Source organism: Nitrincola sp. A-D6 (assembly GCF_000764495.1).
Classification (GTDB): Bacteria; Pseudomonadota; Gammaproteobacteria; order Pseudomonadales; family Balneatricaceae; genus Nitrincola.
In genome coordinates this window covers 39,479-55,952 of sequence record NZ_JRLB01000061.1, presented here as the reverse complement: position 1 = coordinate 55,952, position 16,474 = coordinate 39,479, and the positions used below count along the sequence as shown (strand labels likewise).

The following is a 16,474-nucleotide window of genomic DNA, read 5'->3' as shown; positions in this document are numbered from 1 at the left end:
TAATTAAACATGAAACCGGTCATCCCTGACCGGTACGGGTAACTTACTGTGACGCCCAGGAGTTAAAGCGCTGTTCCAGTTCTTCGCCATAATCAACCCAGAACTCTGTGTTAACGGCCAAGGCACCTTCAAGGTTGGCTGCATTGGTAGGCATGCGTACGGCCTGTTCTTCAGGTAACTTCGCCAAGGCTTCTGGGTTTACCGGACCGTAAGGGATGCGTTTAGAGTACTCAGCCTGAGTATCTGGCTGGCTGGAAAAGCGGAGGAAATCATAGGCTGTATCAGTGTGGTTGCTACCCTGTACGATAGCCCAGTAGTCCAGATCGTATACGCTGCCTGACCAGTTGATGGCCAGGTTGCGGCCTTCTTCCTGAGCAACAGCAATACGGCCATTGTAAGCTGAGGACATAACAACATCACCGGCAACCAGCCACTGTGGCGGTTGTGCACCGGCTTCCCACCACTGAATGTGATCCTGAATCTCTTCCAGTTTAGCGAAGGCACGATCAACACCGGCTGGTGTAGCCAGCACATCGTAAACTTCATTAGCTGGAACGCCATCTGCCATCAGTGCAAACTCAAGTGTGAATTTGGCGCCACGACGCAGGCCGCGCTTACCTGGAAACTCTTCAACATTCCAGAAATCGGCCCAGCTTTGTGGTGCCTTGTCCAGGCGGTCGGCATCATAGGCAAGCACGGTGGACCATACAAACATGCCCACGCCACACTCCGTTACAGCTGGCTCAATCAACTGATCTTTGATGCCCAGTTTTTCCCAGTCAATCGGCTCGAACAAGCCTTCAAAACAACCACGCACAAGCTCTGGTGATTCAACTTCTACCAGATCCCAACTAACATTGCCGGTTTCAACCATGGCGCGAATACGTGCGAATTCGCCGTTGTAGTCACCCGGTGTAAGGTCGGTACCGGTGCTGCTGGCGAAAGGTGCATAATAGGCTTCCTGTAGCGCATCACCATTGGCTCCACCGAAGGAGATAACGGTAAAGGCTTGCGCACTGCCGGCCACGGCCAGGCTTGCAGTCAACAGACCGCCAGTTAGTAGATGTTTAGCTATTTTATTTTTCAGTTTCATTGTGATCTCCGCTATTTTCGGATGGGTTTTCAGGTGTGTTGCAGCAAAAAAATCAAGAAGCGTCCAGTGCTCTGACATCTTCATCACGCCAGCCGATATCAATGAAATCGCCGATGGATAGAGATGGACAGAGTTCACTGACCGGCACCTTGACATAAAAATTGTCATTGCCAGCGAGTCCACAACGCAGGCGTAAGTGGTCACCCAGGTAGATGAATTCATGCAGCTTTACTTTGTAACGGTTGGGCAGTTCAACGCTGCCGCTGTTCAGGTGAATACGCTCAGGACGAATCGACAGACGGGTTGTGTCTCCGGCTGCCAGCACCTGGCTTTTTGATGCACGGGTGCCCAGGCCATCACCAAAGCTCACCTGACAGAAATCACCCTCAGCCGACTGCACTTTACCCATCAGCGTATTGTTTTCGCCGATAAACTGGGCTACGAACGAGTTGGCCGGGTATTCATAAAGCGCCTGTGGCGTATCTATCTGCTGGATAACACCATCGTTAAACACGGCTACACGATCCGACATGGTCAGGGCTTCGCTTTGGTCATGCGTAACAAAGACGACTGTTAGTCCCAGGTTTTCATGCAGATGTTTAATTTCCAGTTGCATTTGTTCACGCAGCTGTTTATCCAGTGCCCCGAGCGGCTCATCCATCAGTACCAGTTGCGGTTCAAACACCAGTGCCCGTGCCAGTGCAACACGCTGCTGTTGTCCACCCGACAGTTGAGCTGGGCGGCGCTTGGCAAATGACTCCAGTTGAATGGTCTGCAAAATTTTATCTACTTTGGCCTTGGCCTCAGCTTTGGGCATTTTGCGCGTTTTCAGCGGGTAGTAGAGGTTTTCTTCTACGGTCATATGTGGAAATAAGGCGTAGTTCTGAAACACCATGCCGATATTGCGCTTGTGCGGAGGTTGGGTATTCAGACGCTGCTCGCCGAGAAATATATCGCCGCTGGTCGGGGTTTCAAAACCGGCCAGCATCATCAGGCAGGTGGTTTTACCTGAGCCGGATGGGCCCAATAGCGTGACAAATTCACCTTTCTGGATGTTGAGATTGAGGTCCTTGACGACGAGAGACTCACCATCGTAGGTTTTCTGCACACCGGTAAAGCGCACCAAAGGCTCATTGGCCGTGCCTTCTAGCATATCTTTCTCCTCCTGCGTCAGATGAACTGACTTGTTAATTAAAATTGACAGCAAGGGCGAAAAATAACACTCCACTTTCAAGTAGGTGGGTATTATAGTTATTATTCCCTAAGGGTAACGCCCTTGCTGGCAATGCCTGACACGTATGTAGACCTTATAGCTAGTTAGATCTGCACAATTTGTGCCAGTTCAGGGTTAACCTTATCGGACATCGCGTGGCCCGTGTGTTAAGTTTAGTTATCGCATATTTAAACCAGTTAACGCAAGTGTAATTTTATGCCCCGTTATAGTGCTCAAGTTAGTGTTCGGGGTAACTTATGGTGCAGTTTGGAGTTTTTGGTATGAGTGAGCAGGCAAGTACACAGGATGATTTCGAGTTAGGTGCGCGATTGCGCTTTGTGCGCCAGAACGCCGGTTTATCGCAGCGTGAGCTGGCGAAGCGTGCAGGAGTAACCAATGCCGCCATTTCGTTGATAGAAAATAATCAGAGTAGCCCTTCAGTTTCTTCATTAAAAAAAATTCTGGAAGTGATTCCTCTGTCCTTGACTGATTTTTTTGCATTGGAGCCTCCCGAAGAAAACCGGGTATTCTTCAAGGCGAATGAATTGATGCCTTTAACATCTGGCCCGGTGGATTTTCGCCAGGTGGGTGATATGCGTCACCATCAGTTGCAGGTTTTGCACGAGCGTTATGCTCCCGGAGCCGATACAGGGCGCAGCATGTTGCAGCATGAATCTGAAGAGGGTGGAGTAGTGATTTCTGGCAGCATCGAACTGACCGTGGGTGATCGTAAGCAGATTCTTAAAGCCGGTGATGCTTATCTGTTTGATAGCCGTCAGCCACACCGTTTTCGTAATGTCGGCAATGTAGAGTGTGTGATTATCAGCGCATGTACCCCACCTTATCTATAATGTGGAGACACAGAGTATAAATATCTGAGGTGCTATGCGTTCTGAATGTCATCAACAGAGGCCCAGGTGGTGGCGTAATCGACTGATTTTGCTAATCTCTGGTGCTATATTGCTGTTACCGGTTTATCTTTGGCTGATATTACTAAGTCCTTTTTTTTATACCCCTCCTGATTATCTACCTGCTGTGGAGGATCGCATGCACCGGGTGTTTGCTTTCGGTACACTAAAACAACCCTGGGTAAGGTTTATAGTGACCGGGCACGCCGGTGAAACAAAAGACGCTGTGTTACCGGGAAAGCGTCGGGAGGGGTTGAATATTATTGCCGACCCTTCGGCGCAAACGCCGGGTTTGGTGTTTGAAGTGAATGGCCGTCAATTGGCAAGACTGGATCGTTATGAGCGTTTGGGCGTGCGTTACGAGCGGGTAAAAATGACCCTGGATGATGGCAGTCAGGCCTGGGTTTATCGTAGACTGCAAACACCCTAATCAGCAACCGACTGACACCCAAAGGAAGGTTTATGGCTGAATTTTCAAGATTGCGCAAAACACCCTGGCAGAACAATGCTCAGGGTGATATGCGTCGCTGTGGTGTTGAGATTGAGATGAATGGCGTTACGCTGGATCTTGTCAGTGATCTGGTTAGTGAGTTTATGGCACTTAGCGTGGAACAGGATGGCCGCTATGAACGCCGTCTGACAGGGGATCCGGCGGGTGACTGGGTTGTTGAACTGGATTTTGATTTGCTGAAAAAAATGGGGCGTCAGGAGCATGTGGCTGATACCTTGTCGGGGGAGTTGAGCGGTTCCGCTGAAGAATTATTAAAAACTGTGTCTTTGCCGCTGGTGCCGTTGGAGGTGATTAGCCTCCGTTGCCGCTGGATCGTCTTGATGAAGTGGAACAGTTAATTGTCCGGTTGCGTCAAGCGGGTGCACGGGGTACCTCTGATACGCTCACCAATGCCTTTGGGATGCAATTCAATCCGGAAATACCCTCGCGGGATGTTGCGCTACTGACGGCTGTACTTAAGTCTTTCTTGTGCCTGTACGAGTGGTTGTTCAAACGCGCACGGATAGACCTGGCCAGACGAGTAACCTTGTTTGCTGAACCCTTTCCCAAAGACTATGTGCTGAAAGTGGTTGATCCTGAATACTGGCCAGATCAGGATCAACTGATTGAGGATTACCTGAAGTTTAATCCAACGCGTAACCGTGCTCTGGATCTGTTGCCCTTATTCAAGTACCTGGATGCACCGCGTGTGGCACGCAAAACCCAGGATGTATTGATTAAGGCGCGGCCTACCTGGCACTACCGTCTGCCAAACTGTGAAATAGATCAGCCAGGCTGGGGGTTATTCAAGGCCTGGAATGATTGGGTTGAGGTGGAGCAACTTGCGGCTGACAGAGAGCGTTTAAATGACTGCTGTCGTGCTTACCAGCAGTTTTTGGCACGCCCCCTGGATCGCTGGTTTGGAGATTGGGCCGCACGCCTGTCTACTGATTGGGTGCAACGTTTCTGACCTGTCAGTGTATAAAAAGGAGTTGATATGCAAGTACAGCATCATTTTGTTCAATGCGATCAGTTAGAAGTGCACCTGACCTGCTGGGGAGATCAGAGTGCTCCAGCTGTAGTGCTGTGGCATGGTTTGACCCGTACAGGTCGGGATTTTGATGAATTAGCGCAGACACTTGCCAAAGACTTCTTTGTGCTCTGCCCTGACACGCCGGGTCGCGGACACTCACAGTGGAGTGCATCACCCGAAGTGGATTATGTGTTGCCGCGTTATGTTGAGGTGGCTCATCAGCTGCTGGATGCCTTTAAGATCGATCAATGCATCTGGATTGGTACCTCTATGGGAGGGTTGATCGGGATATTGCTGGCTGCAGAAGCCGATACGCCAGTTAGCGCTCTGTTGGTTAATGATGTCGGACCGGAGTTGCCAGCCAAAGCGCTGCAACGCATTCGTGACTATATCAGTATGCAACCGGTGTTTGATTCACTGACTGAATTGGAGCAGTGGCTGAAAACAGTCTATGTAACCTTTGGCAAGAATACAGCCGAATTCTGGCGGCGCATGGCGCTCACCTCGAGTCGCCGTCTGCCTGATGGGCGTTATACCCTGCATTATGATCCGGCGCTGGGAAAGGCGTTTCAAAACGTTGATGACGATGAGCAAACACTTTGGCCGCAATGGCAGGCGATTCGCTGCCCGCTGATGGTTGTTCGTGGTGCTGAGTCGGATCTGCTTTCAGCCAGTTTGCTGGAGGCTATGCAAAAGTCGCAGCCCACAGCGCAATGTGTAACCCTGGCCGACGTAGGCCATGCCCCCACGCTGGTGAGTCCGGAACAGCAGCAGCTAGTAGTGGATTGGGTGTGTAGGAACTCGGTTTGTGGGAGCTAGGTCTGTGGGAGCCCGGTCTCCGGGCGAATAAAAACATCGCTCACAGAGTGAGCTCCTACAGGGTATGGTCTGCCTTTGTAGGAGCCCGGTCTCCGGGCGATCAGAGCAATCAATTAAGCATGGCAGATACTTTATCGCGCAGTTCTGGATCACTCTGCAGTGCCAGGGCGATGTTGTTGTAAGTTTCAATATCCATACCTGCTTCTTGTACAGCTTCAACCATTAGCTGGCTGGCTTCCTGTTGTAGCTGGGCAGCCTGTTCCTGATCATTGGCAGCTTCAAGGCGAGCGGAATAATCAGCACGAATGGTATCCAGATCACCCTGAACCGATGCAAAGGTTTGCAGATCAGTCTGAGCAAACTCCATGGGTGCCTGTTGTGTCTGCATGCCAGCTTCGCCTTCGTTAGCGGTTGCTGTGGCGGTGAAGCCGAGTGCGATCAGGCTGGACAGTGCGGCAGCGAGTAATGTCTTCTTCATCTAGGTAACTCCTTTGATTGAATTCAATTAACCTAAAGCCAAAACTATGCCAGTTTTGTATTTTTAAATTTAATTTATTGATTTTAAATAAAAATATTCTTTTATCTTGGGTTTTGTTACCAGGCTGGTGACTTTTTCATTATCCAAAAGTGTGCCATAGTATGTGTCATTATGGCGCATGTGTCATTAAGCCCAGGAGTTGAGGTTTGTTGTGAAAAGGTTATTTTCATCGGCGAGTTTGCGTCGTGTGTTGCTGGTCAGAGTGGCGTTGCCGGTGTTGCTGATCCTGGCGTTGATTTTGTCAGCCGGACAGGCTTTGGTCAGCCATTTTATTGAAGAGCGTATGCAACGAGATCTCAGACTAGTCGCCCGTGCGGTATATTTACCCATTAGCCAGGCGATGGCGCGCAATGATTTAGAGCAGATGCAAAACAATATGGCATCACTGTTTGGGATTACCGAAGTCTATGGCGCTTATCTTTTTGATGCGGACGGTCAGCCGTTGATCAGTTTTGGTGTGGTTAATCCGACTCAGGCCCAAGCTGAAGATGCGCTGTTAAAAACGCTGTCTGGCGAATTTGATCAATATGAACAGATACGTGGACGAGATGTGTACTCCTTCTTTATGCCGATGTTTGATGAAGTAGGTCAACCCAATGGGTTACTTCAGGTGACCCGTCGTCATAGCGATATTGATCAACAGCTAAGGCGACTGGCCTATGGTTCCTGGGGGGGCTTTTTGCTGACCAGTTTACTTATTTTAGGTATTTTAGTGCTGACCCATCAGCGTGCTATCGGTAAGCCTCTGGAACGTATTCTTCGCAGTATTCAGCGTGTGGAGGCGGGTGAACATCATCATCGTGCGGCTGAAGAAGGCCCTAGCGAAATGCGCAAGTTGGCTTCTGGTCTCAATGGTATGCTAGACGCCATCCAGCAAGCAGAAGCCCGTGAAGAACAGCAACGCCTTGAGCGAGAAATGATTGCAGAGCGTTTACGTCAGACGGAAACGCTGGCGGCATTAGGACAACTTTCAGCAGGCGTGGCACATGAATTAGGTGCGCCCTTAAGTGTGGTTGATGGTCGAGCGAGTCGACTTCAACGACGTTTAACCGATAGCAAGGATGTAAAAGAGCTAGAAGACATTCGTCATCAAACGGCACGCATGACCTCAATTATTCAACAGTTATTATCCTACGGGCGCTCATCCCGAGCTAAGCTTCGGCAGTTGGATCTTTATGCGCTAGTTTCGAGAGCAGAGTCGTTAATTGAAACTGAAGGTTTTCAAGTAGAACTGATTCCTGGTGAAAAAGCGATGCTGCTGGGTGATTCGTTAAGTCTTGAACAAGCATTCGTCAATTTATTAAGAAATGCCTGCCAGGCCTGCCCTGAAGGGCCTGTGAAAATGCATTGGTCAGTCGATGATCAGATTCATATTATTATTGAAGATGCAGGGCCTGGCATCGATCCGGCGATTAAAGAACAACTCTTTGAACCTTTGTGACCACTAAGACGCCTGGGCAGGGGAGTGGTTTAGGCTTGGCAATCGTAAAAAGAATTGTGGAAGAACATCAAGGGACTATAAATGTGCGGCAAAGTCACTTGGGTGGTGCACGGTTTGAACTGATCTTCCCAAAACAAAAGGCTGATATATGAATCAACGTGATAAAAAAGCTGCACCGATTTTATTGGTCGAAGATGATCAATCCTTAGCCGCGTTGATTGTGGATGAACTTGAAACAGAAGGATTTACGCTTCATGCCACCGACAGTGTGCAGCAAGCAAAGCAACAGCTAGAGAGTCTGAAACCGAGTCTGGTCATTACCGATTTACGCTTACCCGATGGTCATGGAATGCAGTTAGTTGAGCAAATCATGCAGTTGGATGAGTCTCAGCGACCTTCGATTATTGTGATTACGGCGTTTGGTAGTGTTCGCCAAGCGGTTGAGGCCTTGCAAGCGGGAGCGGATGACTTTCTCACCAAACCTTTAGATTTGGATCATTTTATACTCAGTGTGACCAAGGTGTTGGAGCATCGGCGTGTTCGCCATGAGTTAAGCGCTTTTCGTCAGTTATCTAAAAAAGAACATTGTTTTCATGGGATTGTTGGCTCCAGCCGGGTGATGCGACATCTGTTTGACCAGATCCGAGTGGTGGCACGTGCACAAGGACCTGTATTGATCAATGGTGAAAGTGGTACTGGCAAAGAACTGGTAGCTCGCGCACTGCACGCAGAAAGTGACCGACAAGAAGGGCCATTTTTGGCAGTCAACTGCGCAGGCATCCCTTCAGAGTTGTTAGAGAGTGAGTTTTTCGGACATGCCGCTGGTGCTTTTACGGGAGCGCAAAAAGCACGAAAAGGCCTGTTGCAAGAAGCACAAGGCGGTAGCTTGCTACTGGATGAGATAGGTGAGATGCCACTTGCACTGCAAGCTAAATTGCTTAGGGCGTTACAGGATGGTTCTGTTCGGCCCGTTGGACAAGATACGGAAGTTCAGGTCGATGTCAGAATTATTGCCGCGACCCATCGTGACTTAAAGCAAAAAGTGGCTGAAGGCAGCTTTCGAGAAGATTTTTACTACCGCCTGGAAACCTTTGCGATCCAAATACCTCCTGCGGGATAGAGAGGATGACCTGGAATTGTTAGCGCAGCAGTTTGTGCGACAACATGCCATAGGGCAAGGGCAGCAGATTCAAGGATTCGATGAGGCAGCGTTAAAGCTTATTCGCAGCTATGGCTTTCCCGGAAATGTGCGAGAATTACAAAATGTCGTGGAAAGAGCGGTCGCCTTTTGTGAATCTGATTGGATAGAACCTCGGCATCTTCCCACGCGATTAGTCGAACCAACGCCTGCTCCATCCTCTGCTGTTGATGTTTCTACTCTTGAATCATCTGGTCCTGAAGCCGCTGACATTGAATCATCTCACTCCAGTATGCAGGAACAGCGCTTGTTAGCCGGTAATAAACTACCCACGCTTGATGAGCTACAAAAACGCTATGTGCAGATGGTGCTGGATGAGGTACAGGGGAATAAACGCCGAGCCGCGGCATTGCTGGGAATAGGTCGGAGAACGCTTTACCGCTGGTTGGATCAACCATGATTTTGGCTAAGAAAGTCCGTTCATCCTTACTGTTTATACTTCTGCTGTGCATTATTTGCTCAGAAGTTGCAGCTGAAGAGATACATATTGGTATTTTAGACTGGAGAACCCTTGAGGATTTTGAACAGCACTGGCTGCCTTCACTGCAAAGTTTAGAAAAAGAGATGCCGGCTCACCGCATCGTATTGCATCCGATGACGTTAAATGAGCTCAATAAAGGCGTAGCTGATAATCAATTGGATTTTTTGATCACCAACCCGGGTCATTATGTTGCCTTGTCCTCAGAGTATAGGGTTGCTCCGTTGGCGCAGTTGCAACATCTGAAAGCGGGGTTACCATTGAATCATGTAGGCTCAGTGGTTTTAACACATCAAGGTAGGCAGGATCTAAACGAGTTTACAGATTTGAAAGGATTAACCATCGGTGCAGTCAGTCCAGAATCCTTTGGTGGTTATCAATTGATGCTAGATACATTGCATCTTCGTTACAGTGATATTAAGAGTTGGGATATTCACTGGAACTTCACTGGTTTTCCAATGGATCAATTGGTAGAGAAGTTACTCAATGATGAGTTTGATGCGATTGTCTTGCGCAGTTGTCTTGCCGAGGTATTGGCATTGGAAGGTAGTGTGGATTTATCTTCCTTGCGTCTGATCGGCACTCAAGCAATCGATACTTATCCCTGCATGATCTCTAGCGCAGTTTACCCCGGTTGGCCATTATTAAGGACCGCTAAAGTCAATGACACTCTGGCTCGACAAGTGTTAGCGGCTTTAATGAAATCTGACTCGATTTTAATAGACCAGGATGTCATGTACTGGCAGCCACCGGTCTCCTATCAATCAGTCTATGAAGTGTTTGAACGTCTGCGTATAGGTCCGTTTGCGGCATTTCCTCATAATCCAATAATGCATTGGCTAATAATGCATCGTCACTGGTTTTATGGTGCTTTCGCTTTATTGATCCTATTGGTATTACATAATATTCGTGCAGAATATCTGGTCAGAAAACGTACTCAAGAGCTTGAATGGTCACAGCAGTGTCAACGCGAAGCCGAGCAGATAGCACTGCATCATCAAGATGAGCTGCGCCATGCTTCGCGCTTTACTTTAATGGGAGAGTTGGCTGCAGGATTGGCGCATGAACTGAATCAGCCGCTGACGGCAATTGCCAATTATGCGCGTGGATCAGTCAGGCATTTACAACGACAAGATCAAGACTTATTAGCACGACGCACGCAATTAGTAGAAGCCTCTGAGCAGATAGCCAATCAAGCAGATCAAGCGGCCGCTGTTATTCGCAACATACGTACTTTTCTAAAAAAGGACACAGGGGAGTACAACTGGTTAGCGATAGTGCCGCTTGTGGAAAATGCACTACTCTTTTGCCAAACTCGCATCAAACAAGCACAGATAAAACCTCAATTGCAGTGTGATGATCACTTACCAGACATTTTTAGTCATAGAATTCATCTACTGCAAATACTTGCTAATCTGATCACCAATGCCTTGGATGCGATGGTGGATGTTGACGTGGATCAGCGCGAGTTGTGTCTGTCAATTCATCAAGATAAAGCTAACAATCGTCTGATTATTCAGGTGGCTGATCGTGGGAAAGGAATTGATGCGGCGATTGAAAAGCATCTTTTTGAACCCTTTATGACCACACGCAAAGAAGGTATGGGGTTAGGTTTATCGCTCAGTCGATCTTTAGCGGAAGCTTTAGGCGGTCAGTTGATACTAAAAAATCGTTCAACGGGTGGCGCCATGGCAGAGCTAACCTTACCTATTCAACCCTTGTTACAGGAGTAAACTGGATGCCGGGAGTCATTCATATTGTTGATGATGAAGAGGCCGTCAGGCGCTCATTAAGGTGGCTTTTGGAATCTGTCGATCTTCAGGTAGAAGAATATGCGGATGCTGCCAGCTTTATAGCTAACGCCGATTTACAGCAGTTAGGCTGTGTTTTACTGGATATTCGCATGCCCGGGATGAGTGGCTTGACTCTGCAAACTGAGCTAATGACTAAAGCGCCAGAATTGCCGGTTATCTTTATGACAGGGCACGGTGATGTACCCATGGCCGTTCGTGCCATGAAAGCCGGAGCATTTGATTTTTTCGAAAAACCTTACAATGATCAACTCTTGTTAGATTGCGTTAATCGAGCGTTAGAAAAACATCAGTTTTATTTAACGGAACAAGCGCAGCATTTACCTGTCGAACGGCGTAGATCCAGTTTAACGCCGCGAGAGGAGCAGGTACTCAGTCTGCTTTTACAAGGTGAGCCGAGTAAGCGCATTGCTTCAACCCTGAATATTAGTGCCCGCACTGTCGATGTTCATCGATATCATATTATGACCAAGATGCAGGTCGACTCTTTAGCTGAACTATTACACATCTGCCTGGAGCGTTAAATCAAACTAAAGATTCCTTTAGATAAACAAGGGTTTTACCAATAGTTTTAAAGCCGCCTAAAGCGTAAGGTTGTTCCAAATAGCACACAAAGATGTGTTAGCTGAGGTGAGGAGCAATCTGATAATGAAAATCCTGTCAACTATTCCCCTAATAACGGCTGGTTTAGTCCTGGGGTTTGCCCATCAAGCGCAAGCCATAGAGGGTGATGCAACCAGAGGCCAGGCTGCTGCGGCAGTCTGTACGGCGTGCCATCAAGCAGATGGCAGTGGTATGTTCATGCCCGGTGGTGAATCCTGGCCGCGTTTAGCAGGTCTTGATGCCGCTTATATTTACAAGCAATTAAAAGACTTCAATGAAGGCAAGCGTCAAAATGCATCAATGGCGCCGTTTGCCGCGATGCTGAATGATCAGCAAATGCGTGATGTAGCGGTGTATTACAGCGAAATGCCGGCAACTCAGGGCAAAGGCGCTGAATCTGTAGATGATGAATTGCTGAAATGGGGTGAGACGTTAGCCACCCATGGTGATTGGTCACGCTATATACCTTCCTGTAACTCTTGCCATGGTCCCGATAACTTGGGTGCTGGAGAGCATTTCCCTGCAATTTCAGGGCAGCATTCAGGGTATATAGAAGCACAAATACTTGCATGGCAAAACGAAACGCGTCAGAACGATCCACAACATTTGATGTTGGCGATTGCTGAGCGCTTAAATCCTTATGATATTCAAGCTGTGTCTGCCTGGTTATCGATGCAGCCATCACAATAAGGAGCCTGTCATGTTAAATACCAAAGTAATCTTCAGTGCCAGTATTTTAGCGCTTGCGTCTAGTCAGACTATTCATGCTGCAGAGCCCCGTTTTCCGGTGAATTTTCCTGAGCCTACAGAAGGCCAATACGTTCACGTACCGCCAACGCTTCAAGATCTTGAAGAAGCCAATATGCACCCTGAACTTAAGCGGGTCATTCGTCGAGGTCATGATCTTTTTACCAACACGCAGCAGCTGAAGGGGGTAAATGTCTTCAATGATATGAACTGCTCAAGTTGTCATCTGGGTGACGGTGCACAACCCTTCTCAGCGCCGGTGTGGGCTGCTGCTGTTGTTCTGCCAAACTTCAGGCCCAAAAATCAGCACGTAAACAACCTTGAAGAGCGGATATCTGGTTGTTTTAGCTACTCTATGAACGGTGTGCCACCTGAGTATGGCAGTGATAACATGCTTGCCCTGGCGGCTTACCATCAATGGTTAGCCAAAGGTGTACCGATTTATCAACCGGGTAAAAGCTTATATGGTCGTGGTTACCCTATCGATGAGCCTGAGCAAGAGCCTTCTTATGCTCGTGGTCAAGCATTGTACGAGGCCAACTGCAGTATCTGCCATGCTGATGATGGTGCGGGTTTAGCCGTCAGAGGTGAGTCACAGTTCCCTGCACTCTGGGGTGATGGTTCATACAACTGGGGAGCGGGTATTGTTCGTATTTTCACTATGGCCGGATTTATTCATAACAATATGCCATTGGGTCAGCCGCATAGTATGGATGTACAAGAGTCATGGGATTTGGCAGCTTACATCAACAGCCAAGAACGACCGCAAGATGTACGTTTCACAGGCGATTTGCAGGAAACCCGCGAACTCTATTTTGAAACTTTCCACAAGCACACCTATTATGGTTTGGAAAAAGAAGGACGTTTGCTGGGTGATCATATGAACCTGGGAAGAAAAGACTTTCTCAAACCTGAGGTGCTCAAGCCACGTTTTTTCGAATAGGTGAAGACTTGGTGAACAAAAACCGGGCCCGGCTTTTGTTCACCAGCGGTTTTGTTGACCGGATCGTGATAGCTGTTTAGTTAAATAAGTAAAACCTAATAAAAAACATATAAATGGAAATAAATGGATTGTTTGATTATGATCAGGTATGCGGTTTTAACCTGAGGATGTTGTATGTTATTTTTTCGGCGCGTGAGCGCCTCGCTGCGCTTTAATTACCTGGCTGTCTGTCTGCTCTCCCTGCTACTCAGTTCGTCACTCTCGGCATCTGAGTTACGCGTTTCCGGTGCCAGTACCATTTTCCCGATTATTAATCAGCTTTCTACCACACTGGAAAACCGCAATGCACTTGTATTACAGCTGTCAGCGGGTGGCAGTGGTCGTGGTATATCCGATGTACGTGAGGGCGTTTCTGACCTGGGCATGGTGTCACGTGCCTTGCGAGCAGATGAAAAAGCCGACCTTCAATACACCACCATTGCGCTGGATACCCTGGTGTTTATCGTTAATGAATCCAATCCGCAAACAACGATCACCCGTCAGGAGTTGATTGATTTGTTTACTCGTCAGCGCGACTGGCAGGAAATAAACGGATTTGACTGGCCTGTACGCCTGGTATCCAAAGAGGTAGGTCGCAGTACCCTGGATTTATTTGAAGATTTTACCGGGCTTAACAGCCCTGACCGCAGTGGCTCAACAGGTCGGTTGATCAGTGCTGATGCGACGATCATTGGCTCTAATTTGGAGTCGCTTACCCTGGTTGGTGGTCAACAGGGGGGAGTAGGATATGTTTCGCTGGGTGCGGCTGAGTCAATGCGAGATCAGGGGTTGCCGGTGCGCATTCTGGATCTGGCCGGGATAACCCCTTCTGCACAAACTATCAACAATGGACAGTACCCTATTCGACGTGAGCTGAATCTGGTGTATCAGACGCTGACTCCTGAAATAGAGGCCCTGCTGCGTTTGCTGCAATCAACTGATGGAAAGCAGGTGGTTGAATCCGAAGGTTTTGTCGCAACAGGAGGGCAGCAATGAAATTCTCATTAATACAGAAAATAGCACTTCCGTTTATCCTGTTGGCTGTGGTGATTTCAGGTGCATTTTTTGCCGTCTACTGGCTTACGGAGCGCCAGTTGCTGGTGGTGGTTGAGACCCGTGAAGCCTTGAAACAGACAGAAACCGATATTCAGCGCCTGGCGGTTGATTTGCAGAGTGGCATTCTATCTTCCGATGAACGTTATTTTATTTCAGCGGCAGCTAACTCTGTGCAGATTGAAAACCAGTTACGTTCGTTACACCAACAGGAGCCTGACATCATGCAGGGGCTGCTTGGCCAGTACCATGATTATTATGCAGGTATGGTAGCCGTGAGTTCAGTGTTCCTGGAACAGCGTTTTGAAGAGGGGCAGGCACGCCTGCAGGAACTGACGCGAGCACGGGATGAGATCAGCCGCCAGGTAGATAGTGCCAGTGCTGATCTGAATCAGCGTTATCAGCAGAGCATTTCCTTCCTAAACCGCATGATGCTGGCCGCTGTGGTGCTCATGCTGTTGGTGTTGGTGGGTGTGCTCTGGTTTATCAAACAGATCATTCGTCCGGTTTATCAAATGCGTCGGATGATGCAGCAGATAGCCGAAGGGGCGGGTGATCTGACGCAAACCCTGCCAGAGCAGTCCAGTGATGAAATGGGTGATATCGCCCGTGCATTTAACCGTATGATGGCCTCATTGCGCCGCTTGATTATCGATGTTCAGCAGGCTTGCCAGCAGATAGCAACGGCGGCTGAGCAACAGAGCCAGGTATCGCAGCAAACCCTGCAATTGGCCAGTCAACAGCGCGAACAAGCTGAGCAGGCCGCTGTTGCGGTACATGAAATGGCCGCTACCAGTCAGGATGTATCAGGTAATACACAAGCGGCAGCTGAAGCGGCACGCGAGGGGCAGGATACGACTAAATCTGGTCGTGAGCTGGTGCTTGCAGAGATGGGTGCCATTCATGATCTGGCTGATGAAATTGAACGGGCGGCCGGGGTGATCCGGCAGTTGGATACGCACAGTCAGGAAATCGGTGGTGTGCTCCAGGTTATTCGGGATATTGCGGATCAGACCAACCTGTTGGCACTCAATGCAGCCATTGAAGCCGCACGTGCAGGTGATATGGGGCGGGGTTTTGCGGTGGTCGCTGATGAGGTGCGTAATCTGGCAACCCGGACTCAGGTAGCCACGGTGGATATTGAAAAAACCGTGGAAGTTTTACAGAAGGGCGCTGCCGATGCCGTTGAGGTGATGGCGAAGCAGCAGAGCGAAGCACACAAGGATGCTCAAATGGCTGAAAAAGTGATCGCTGCCCTGGATGCGATAGGTGAGGCTATTCAGCGCATAACGGATATGAATATTCAGGTGTCATCAGCGGCGGAAGAGCAAAGCGCGGTGGCGGAAGAGATAGATCGTAATGTAAGCGCCATCAATCAGGGTATTCATGACATAGCCGCAGGCACCGATCAGACGACTCAGGCGAGTCAATCACTGGCGCAACTGGCTGAAGCGCTGAACAGCAAGGTGCGCCAGTTCAAAACCTGAACCGGCGCTTTTTTTCGTTTTAAGCGTCGCGCTTGTCGACCATGAAGGTGGCTTCACCGGTGGCAACCAGTGCTTCGCCTACGGTGACATCGGTACGCATTTTCACCCGGCGACGTTTTTCATCTATGTCGATGACGGTCAGTGTTGCTTTGGCCGTATCGCCAATATGTACAGGTGCTTTGAATTTGATCTGTTGATCAATATAGATTGCGCCTGGTCCTGGCAAACGGGTGCCTGCTACCGTGGAAATCAGCGCCGCACTGAACATGCCGTGTACGATGCGCTGTTTGAAAATGGTGGTTTTGGCATATTCTTCATTGATGTGCACTGGGTTGTTGTCACCTGAAATGCCTGCAAACATATAAACATCTGATTCAGATATGGTTTTGGCGTAAGAGTCGCTCATGCCCACTGTCAGATCTTCCAGGTAATAGCCGTGAATATCCTGCATTTTTTTATCCTGCTTGTCATGTGTTGTAAAAATCGTTCAGTATAAGTAACAGAGTAACCGATTTTGTGCTTATCAGATACGCCTGGCGTGCTAGAATAAGTAAAAACCCTTATGGTTAGCAATGCGCAG

17 protein-coding genes and 1 pseudogene are annotated in these 16,474 nt (G+C 48.7%); 14 read left to right on the top strand and 4 right to left on the bottom strand.

Going from position 1 to position 16,474, the window contains the following annotated elements:
- Nucleotides 1-43 precede the first annotated feature (43 nt).
- Together LH51_RS10935 and LH51_RS10930 are read right to left on the bottom strand one after the other, a co-directional pair.
- The gene (locus LH51_RS10935) at nucleotides 44-1,093 is read right to left on the bottom strand and encodes an ABC transporter substrate-binding protein (protein WP_081960782.1); all 1,050 of its coding nucleotides are present in this window, start codon (nucleotides 1,091-1,093) and stop codon (nucleotides 44-46) included.
- Nucleotides 1,094-1,145: 52 nt separating this feature from the next.
- The gene (locus tag LH51_RS10930) at nucleotides 1,146-2,246 is read right to left on the bottom strand and encodes an ABC transporter ATP-binding protein (protein ID WP_036522189.1); all 1,101 of its coding nucleotides are present in this window, start codon (nucleotides 2,244-2,246) and stop codon (nucleotides 1,146-1,148) included.
- Between the two features lie 341 nt (nucleotides 2,247-2,587).
- Between LH51_RS10930 and LH51_RS10925 the strand changes: the two genes are divergently transcribed.
- From LH51_RS10925 to LH51_RS10910, 4 genes and pseudogenes are all read left to right on the top strand, one after another.
- Complete coding sequence (locus LH51_RS10925; protein WP_036522217.1) at nucleotides 2,588-3,157, top strand: cupin domain-containing protein; 570 nt, start codon at nucleotides 2,588-2,590, stop codon at nucleotides 3,155-3,157.
- Nucleotides 3,158-3,353: 196 nt separating this feature from the next.
- The gene (locus LH51_RS22670) at nucleotides 3,354-3,644 is read left to right on the top strand and encodes a gamma-glutamylcyclotransferase family protein (protein ID WP_235263672.1); all 291 of its coding nucleotides are present in this window, start codon (nucleotides 3,354-3,356) and stop codon (nucleotides 3,642-3,644) included.
- 32 nt (nucleotides 3,645-3,676) lie between these two features.
- Nucleotides 3,677-4,674 (top strand): annotated as a pseudogene (locus tag LH51_RS24270) (amidoligase family protein).
- Between the two features lie 27 nt (nucleotides 4,675-4,701).
- Nucleotides 4,702-5,556, top strand: coding sequence for an alpha/beta fold hydrolase (locus tag LH51_RS10910; RefSeq protein WP_036522188.1), 855 nt, complete (start codon nucleotides 4,702-4,704; stop codon nucleotides 5,554-5,556).
- Between the two features lie 109 nt (nucleotides 5,557-5,665).
- Here the strand turns inward: LH51_RS10910 and LH51_RS10905 are convergent, their stop codons facing one another.
- On the bottom strand, nucleotides 5,666-6,034 hold the full coding sequence (locus tag LH51_RS10905; protein ID WP_036522187.1) for a DUF4168 domain-containing protein: 369 nt from the start codon (nucleotides 6,032-6,034) through the stop codon (nucleotides 5,666-5,668).
- A gap of 211 nt (nucleotides 6,035-6,245) precedes the next feature.
- Here LH51_RS10905 and LH51_RS10900 point away from each other — a divergent pair, with 211 nt between their 5' ends.
- From LH51_RS10900 to LH51_RS10865, 10 genes are all read left to right on the top strand, one after another.
- The gene (locus tag LH51_RS10900; RefSeq protein WP_200881966.1) at nucleotides 6,246-7,535 is read left to right on the top strand and encodes a histidine kinase dimerization/phospho-acceptor domain-containing protein; all 1,290 of its coding nucleotides are present in this window, start codon (nucleotides 6,246-6,248) and stop codon (nucleotides 7,533-7,535) included.
- Nucleotides 7,532-7,687 (top strand): ATP-binding protein, encoded by a 156-nt coding sequence (locus tag LH51_RS24780; protein ID WP_442934832.1) that lies wholly within the window; start codon nucleotides 7,532-7,534, stop codon nucleotides 7,685-7,687. Before LH51_RS10900 ends, LH51_RS24780 begins: the two co-directional genes overlap by 4 nt.
- Complete coding sequence (locus LH51_RS10895) at nucleotides 7,684-8,655, top strand: sigma-54-dependent transcriptional regulator (protein WP_235263671.1); 972 nt, start codon at nucleotides 7,684-7,686, stop codon at nucleotides 8,653-8,655. The genes LH51_RS24780 and LH51_RS10895 overlap by 4 nt, the downstream gene beginning before the upstream one ends.
- Nucleotides 8,627-9,133 carry a helix-turn-helix domain-containing protein gene (locus tag LH51_RS22665; RefSeq protein WP_235263678.1) on the top strand — a complete coding sequence of 169 codons (507 nt, stop codon included), beginning with the start codon at nucleotides 8,627-8,629 and terminating at the stop codon, nucleotides 9,131-9,133. Before LH51_RS10895 ends, LH51_RS22665 begins: the two co-directional genes overlap by 29 nt.
- On the top strand, nucleotides 9,130-10,944 hold the full coding sequence (locus LH51_RS10890) for a PhnD/SsuA/transferrin family substrate-binding protein (protein ID WP_036522185.1): 1,815 nt from the start codon (nucleotides 9,130-9,132) through the stop codon (nucleotides 10,942-10,944). Before LH51_RS22665 ends, LH51_RS10890 begins: the two co-directional genes overlap by 4 nt.
- A 5-nt stretch (nucleotides 10,945-10,949) precedes the next feature.
- On the top strand, nucleotides 10,950-11,546 hold the full coding sequence (locus LH51_RS10885) for a response regulator transcription factor (protein WP_036522184.1): 597 nt from the start codon (nucleotides 10,950-10,952) through the stop codon (nucleotides 11,544-11,546).
- 124 nt (nucleotides 11,547-11,670) lie between these two features.
- Complete coding sequence (locus LH51_RS10880; protein ID WP_144244252.1) at nucleotides 11,671-12,315, top strand: c-type cytochrome; 645 nt, start codon at nucleotides 11,671-11,673, stop codon at nucleotides 12,313-12,315.
- A 10-nt stretch (nucleotides 12,316-12,325) separates the two neighbouring features.
- Nucleotides 12,326-13,315, top strand: a complete 990-nt coding sequence (locus LH51_RS10875; protein ID WP_036522182.1) for a c-type cytochrome — start codon at nucleotides 12,326-12,328, stop codon at nucleotides 13,313-13,315.
- Between the two features lie 174 nt (nucleotides 13,316-13,489).
- Nucleotides 13,490-14,350, top strand: a complete 861-nt coding sequence (locus LH51_RS10870) for a substrate-binding domain-containing protein (protein WP_052063688.1) — start codon at nucleotides 13,490-13,492, stop codon at nucleotides 14,348-14,350.
- Entirely contained in the window at nucleotides 14,347-15,894 is a 1,548-nt protein-coding gene (locus LH51_RS10865) for a methyl-accepting chemotaxis protein (RefSeq protein ID WP_052063687.1), read from the top strand. Before LH51_RS10870 ends, LH51_RS10865 begins: the two co-directional genes overlap by 4 nt.
- A 19-nt stretch (nucleotides 15,895-15,913) precedes the next feature.
- Here LH51_RS10865 and LH51_RS10860 read toward each other — a convergent pair whose 3' ends face one another.
- Nucleotides 15,914-16,345 carry a MaoC family dehydratase gene (locus tag LH51_RS10860; RefSeq protein WP_036522181.1) on the bottom strand — a complete coding sequence of 144 codons (432 nt, stop codon included), beginning with the start codon at nucleotides 16,343-16,345 and terminating at the stop codon, nucleotides 15,914-15,916.
- Nucleotides 16,346-16,474: the final 129 nt, after the last annotated feature.

What these genes read in the sequence shown, in the direction of transcription:
- LH51_RS10880 (WP_144244252.1), top strand. Translation starts at nt 11,671, where the DNA reads ATGAAAATCCTGTCAACTATTCCCCTAATAACGGCTGGTTTAGTCCTG.
- LH51_RS10875 (WP_036522182.1), top strand. Translation starts at nt 12,326, where the DNA reads ATGTTAAATACCAAAGTAATCTTCAGTGCCAGTATTTTAGCGCTTGCG.
- LH51_RS10865 (WP_052063687.1), top strand. Translation starts at nt 14,347, where the DNA reads ATGAAATTCTCATTAATACAGAAAATAGCACTTCCGTTTATCCTGTTG.
- LH51_RS10870 (WP_052063688.1), top strand. Translation starts at nt 13,490, where the DNA reads ATGTTATTTTTTCGGCGCGTGAGCGCCTCGCTGCGCTTTAATTACCTG.
- LH51_RS10860 (WP_036522181.1), bottom strand. Translation starts at nt 16,345, where the DNA reads ATGCAGGATATTCACGGCTATTACCTGGAAGATCTGACAGTGGGCATG.
- LH51_RS10905 (WP_036522187.1), bottom strand. Translation starts at nt 6,034, where the DNA reads ATGAAGAAGACATTACTCGCTGCCGCACTGTCCAGCCTGATCGCACTC.
- LH51_RS10925 (WP_036522217.1), top strand. Translation starts at nt 2,588, where the DNA reads ATGAGTGAGCAGGCAAGTACACAGGATGATTTCGAGTTAGGTGCGCGA.
- LH51_RS10935 (WP_081960782.1), bottom strand. Translation starts at nt 1,093, where the DNA reads ATGAAACTGAAAAATAAAATAGCTAAACATCTACTAACTGGCGGTCTG.
- LH51_RS10885 (WP_036522184.1), top strand. Translation starts at nt 10,950, where the DNA reads ATGCCGGGAGTCATTCATATTGTTGATGATGAAGAGGCCGTCAGGCGC.
- LH51_RS10910 (WP_036522188.1), top strand. Translation starts at nt 4,702, where the DNA reads ATGCAAGTACAGCATCATTTTGTTCAATGCGATCAGTTAGAAGTGCAC.
- LH51_RS10890 (WP_036522185.1), top strand. Translation starts at nt 9,130, where the DNA reads ATGATTTTGGCTAAGAAAGTCCGTTCATCCTTACTGTTTATACTTCTG.
- LH51_RS10895 (WP_235263671.1), top strand. Translation starts at nt 7,684, where the DNA reads ATGAATCAACGTGATAAAAAAGCTGCACCGATTTTATTGGTCGAAGAT.
- LH51_RS22670 (WP_235263672.1), top strand. Translation starts at nt 3,354, where the DNA reads ATGCACCGGGTGTTTGCTTTCGGTACACTAAAACAACCCTGGGTAAGG.
- LH51_RS10930 (WP_036522189.1), bottom strand. Translation starts at nt 2,246, where the DNA reads ATGCTAGAAGGCACGGCCAATGAGCCTTTGGTGCGCTTTACCGGTGTG.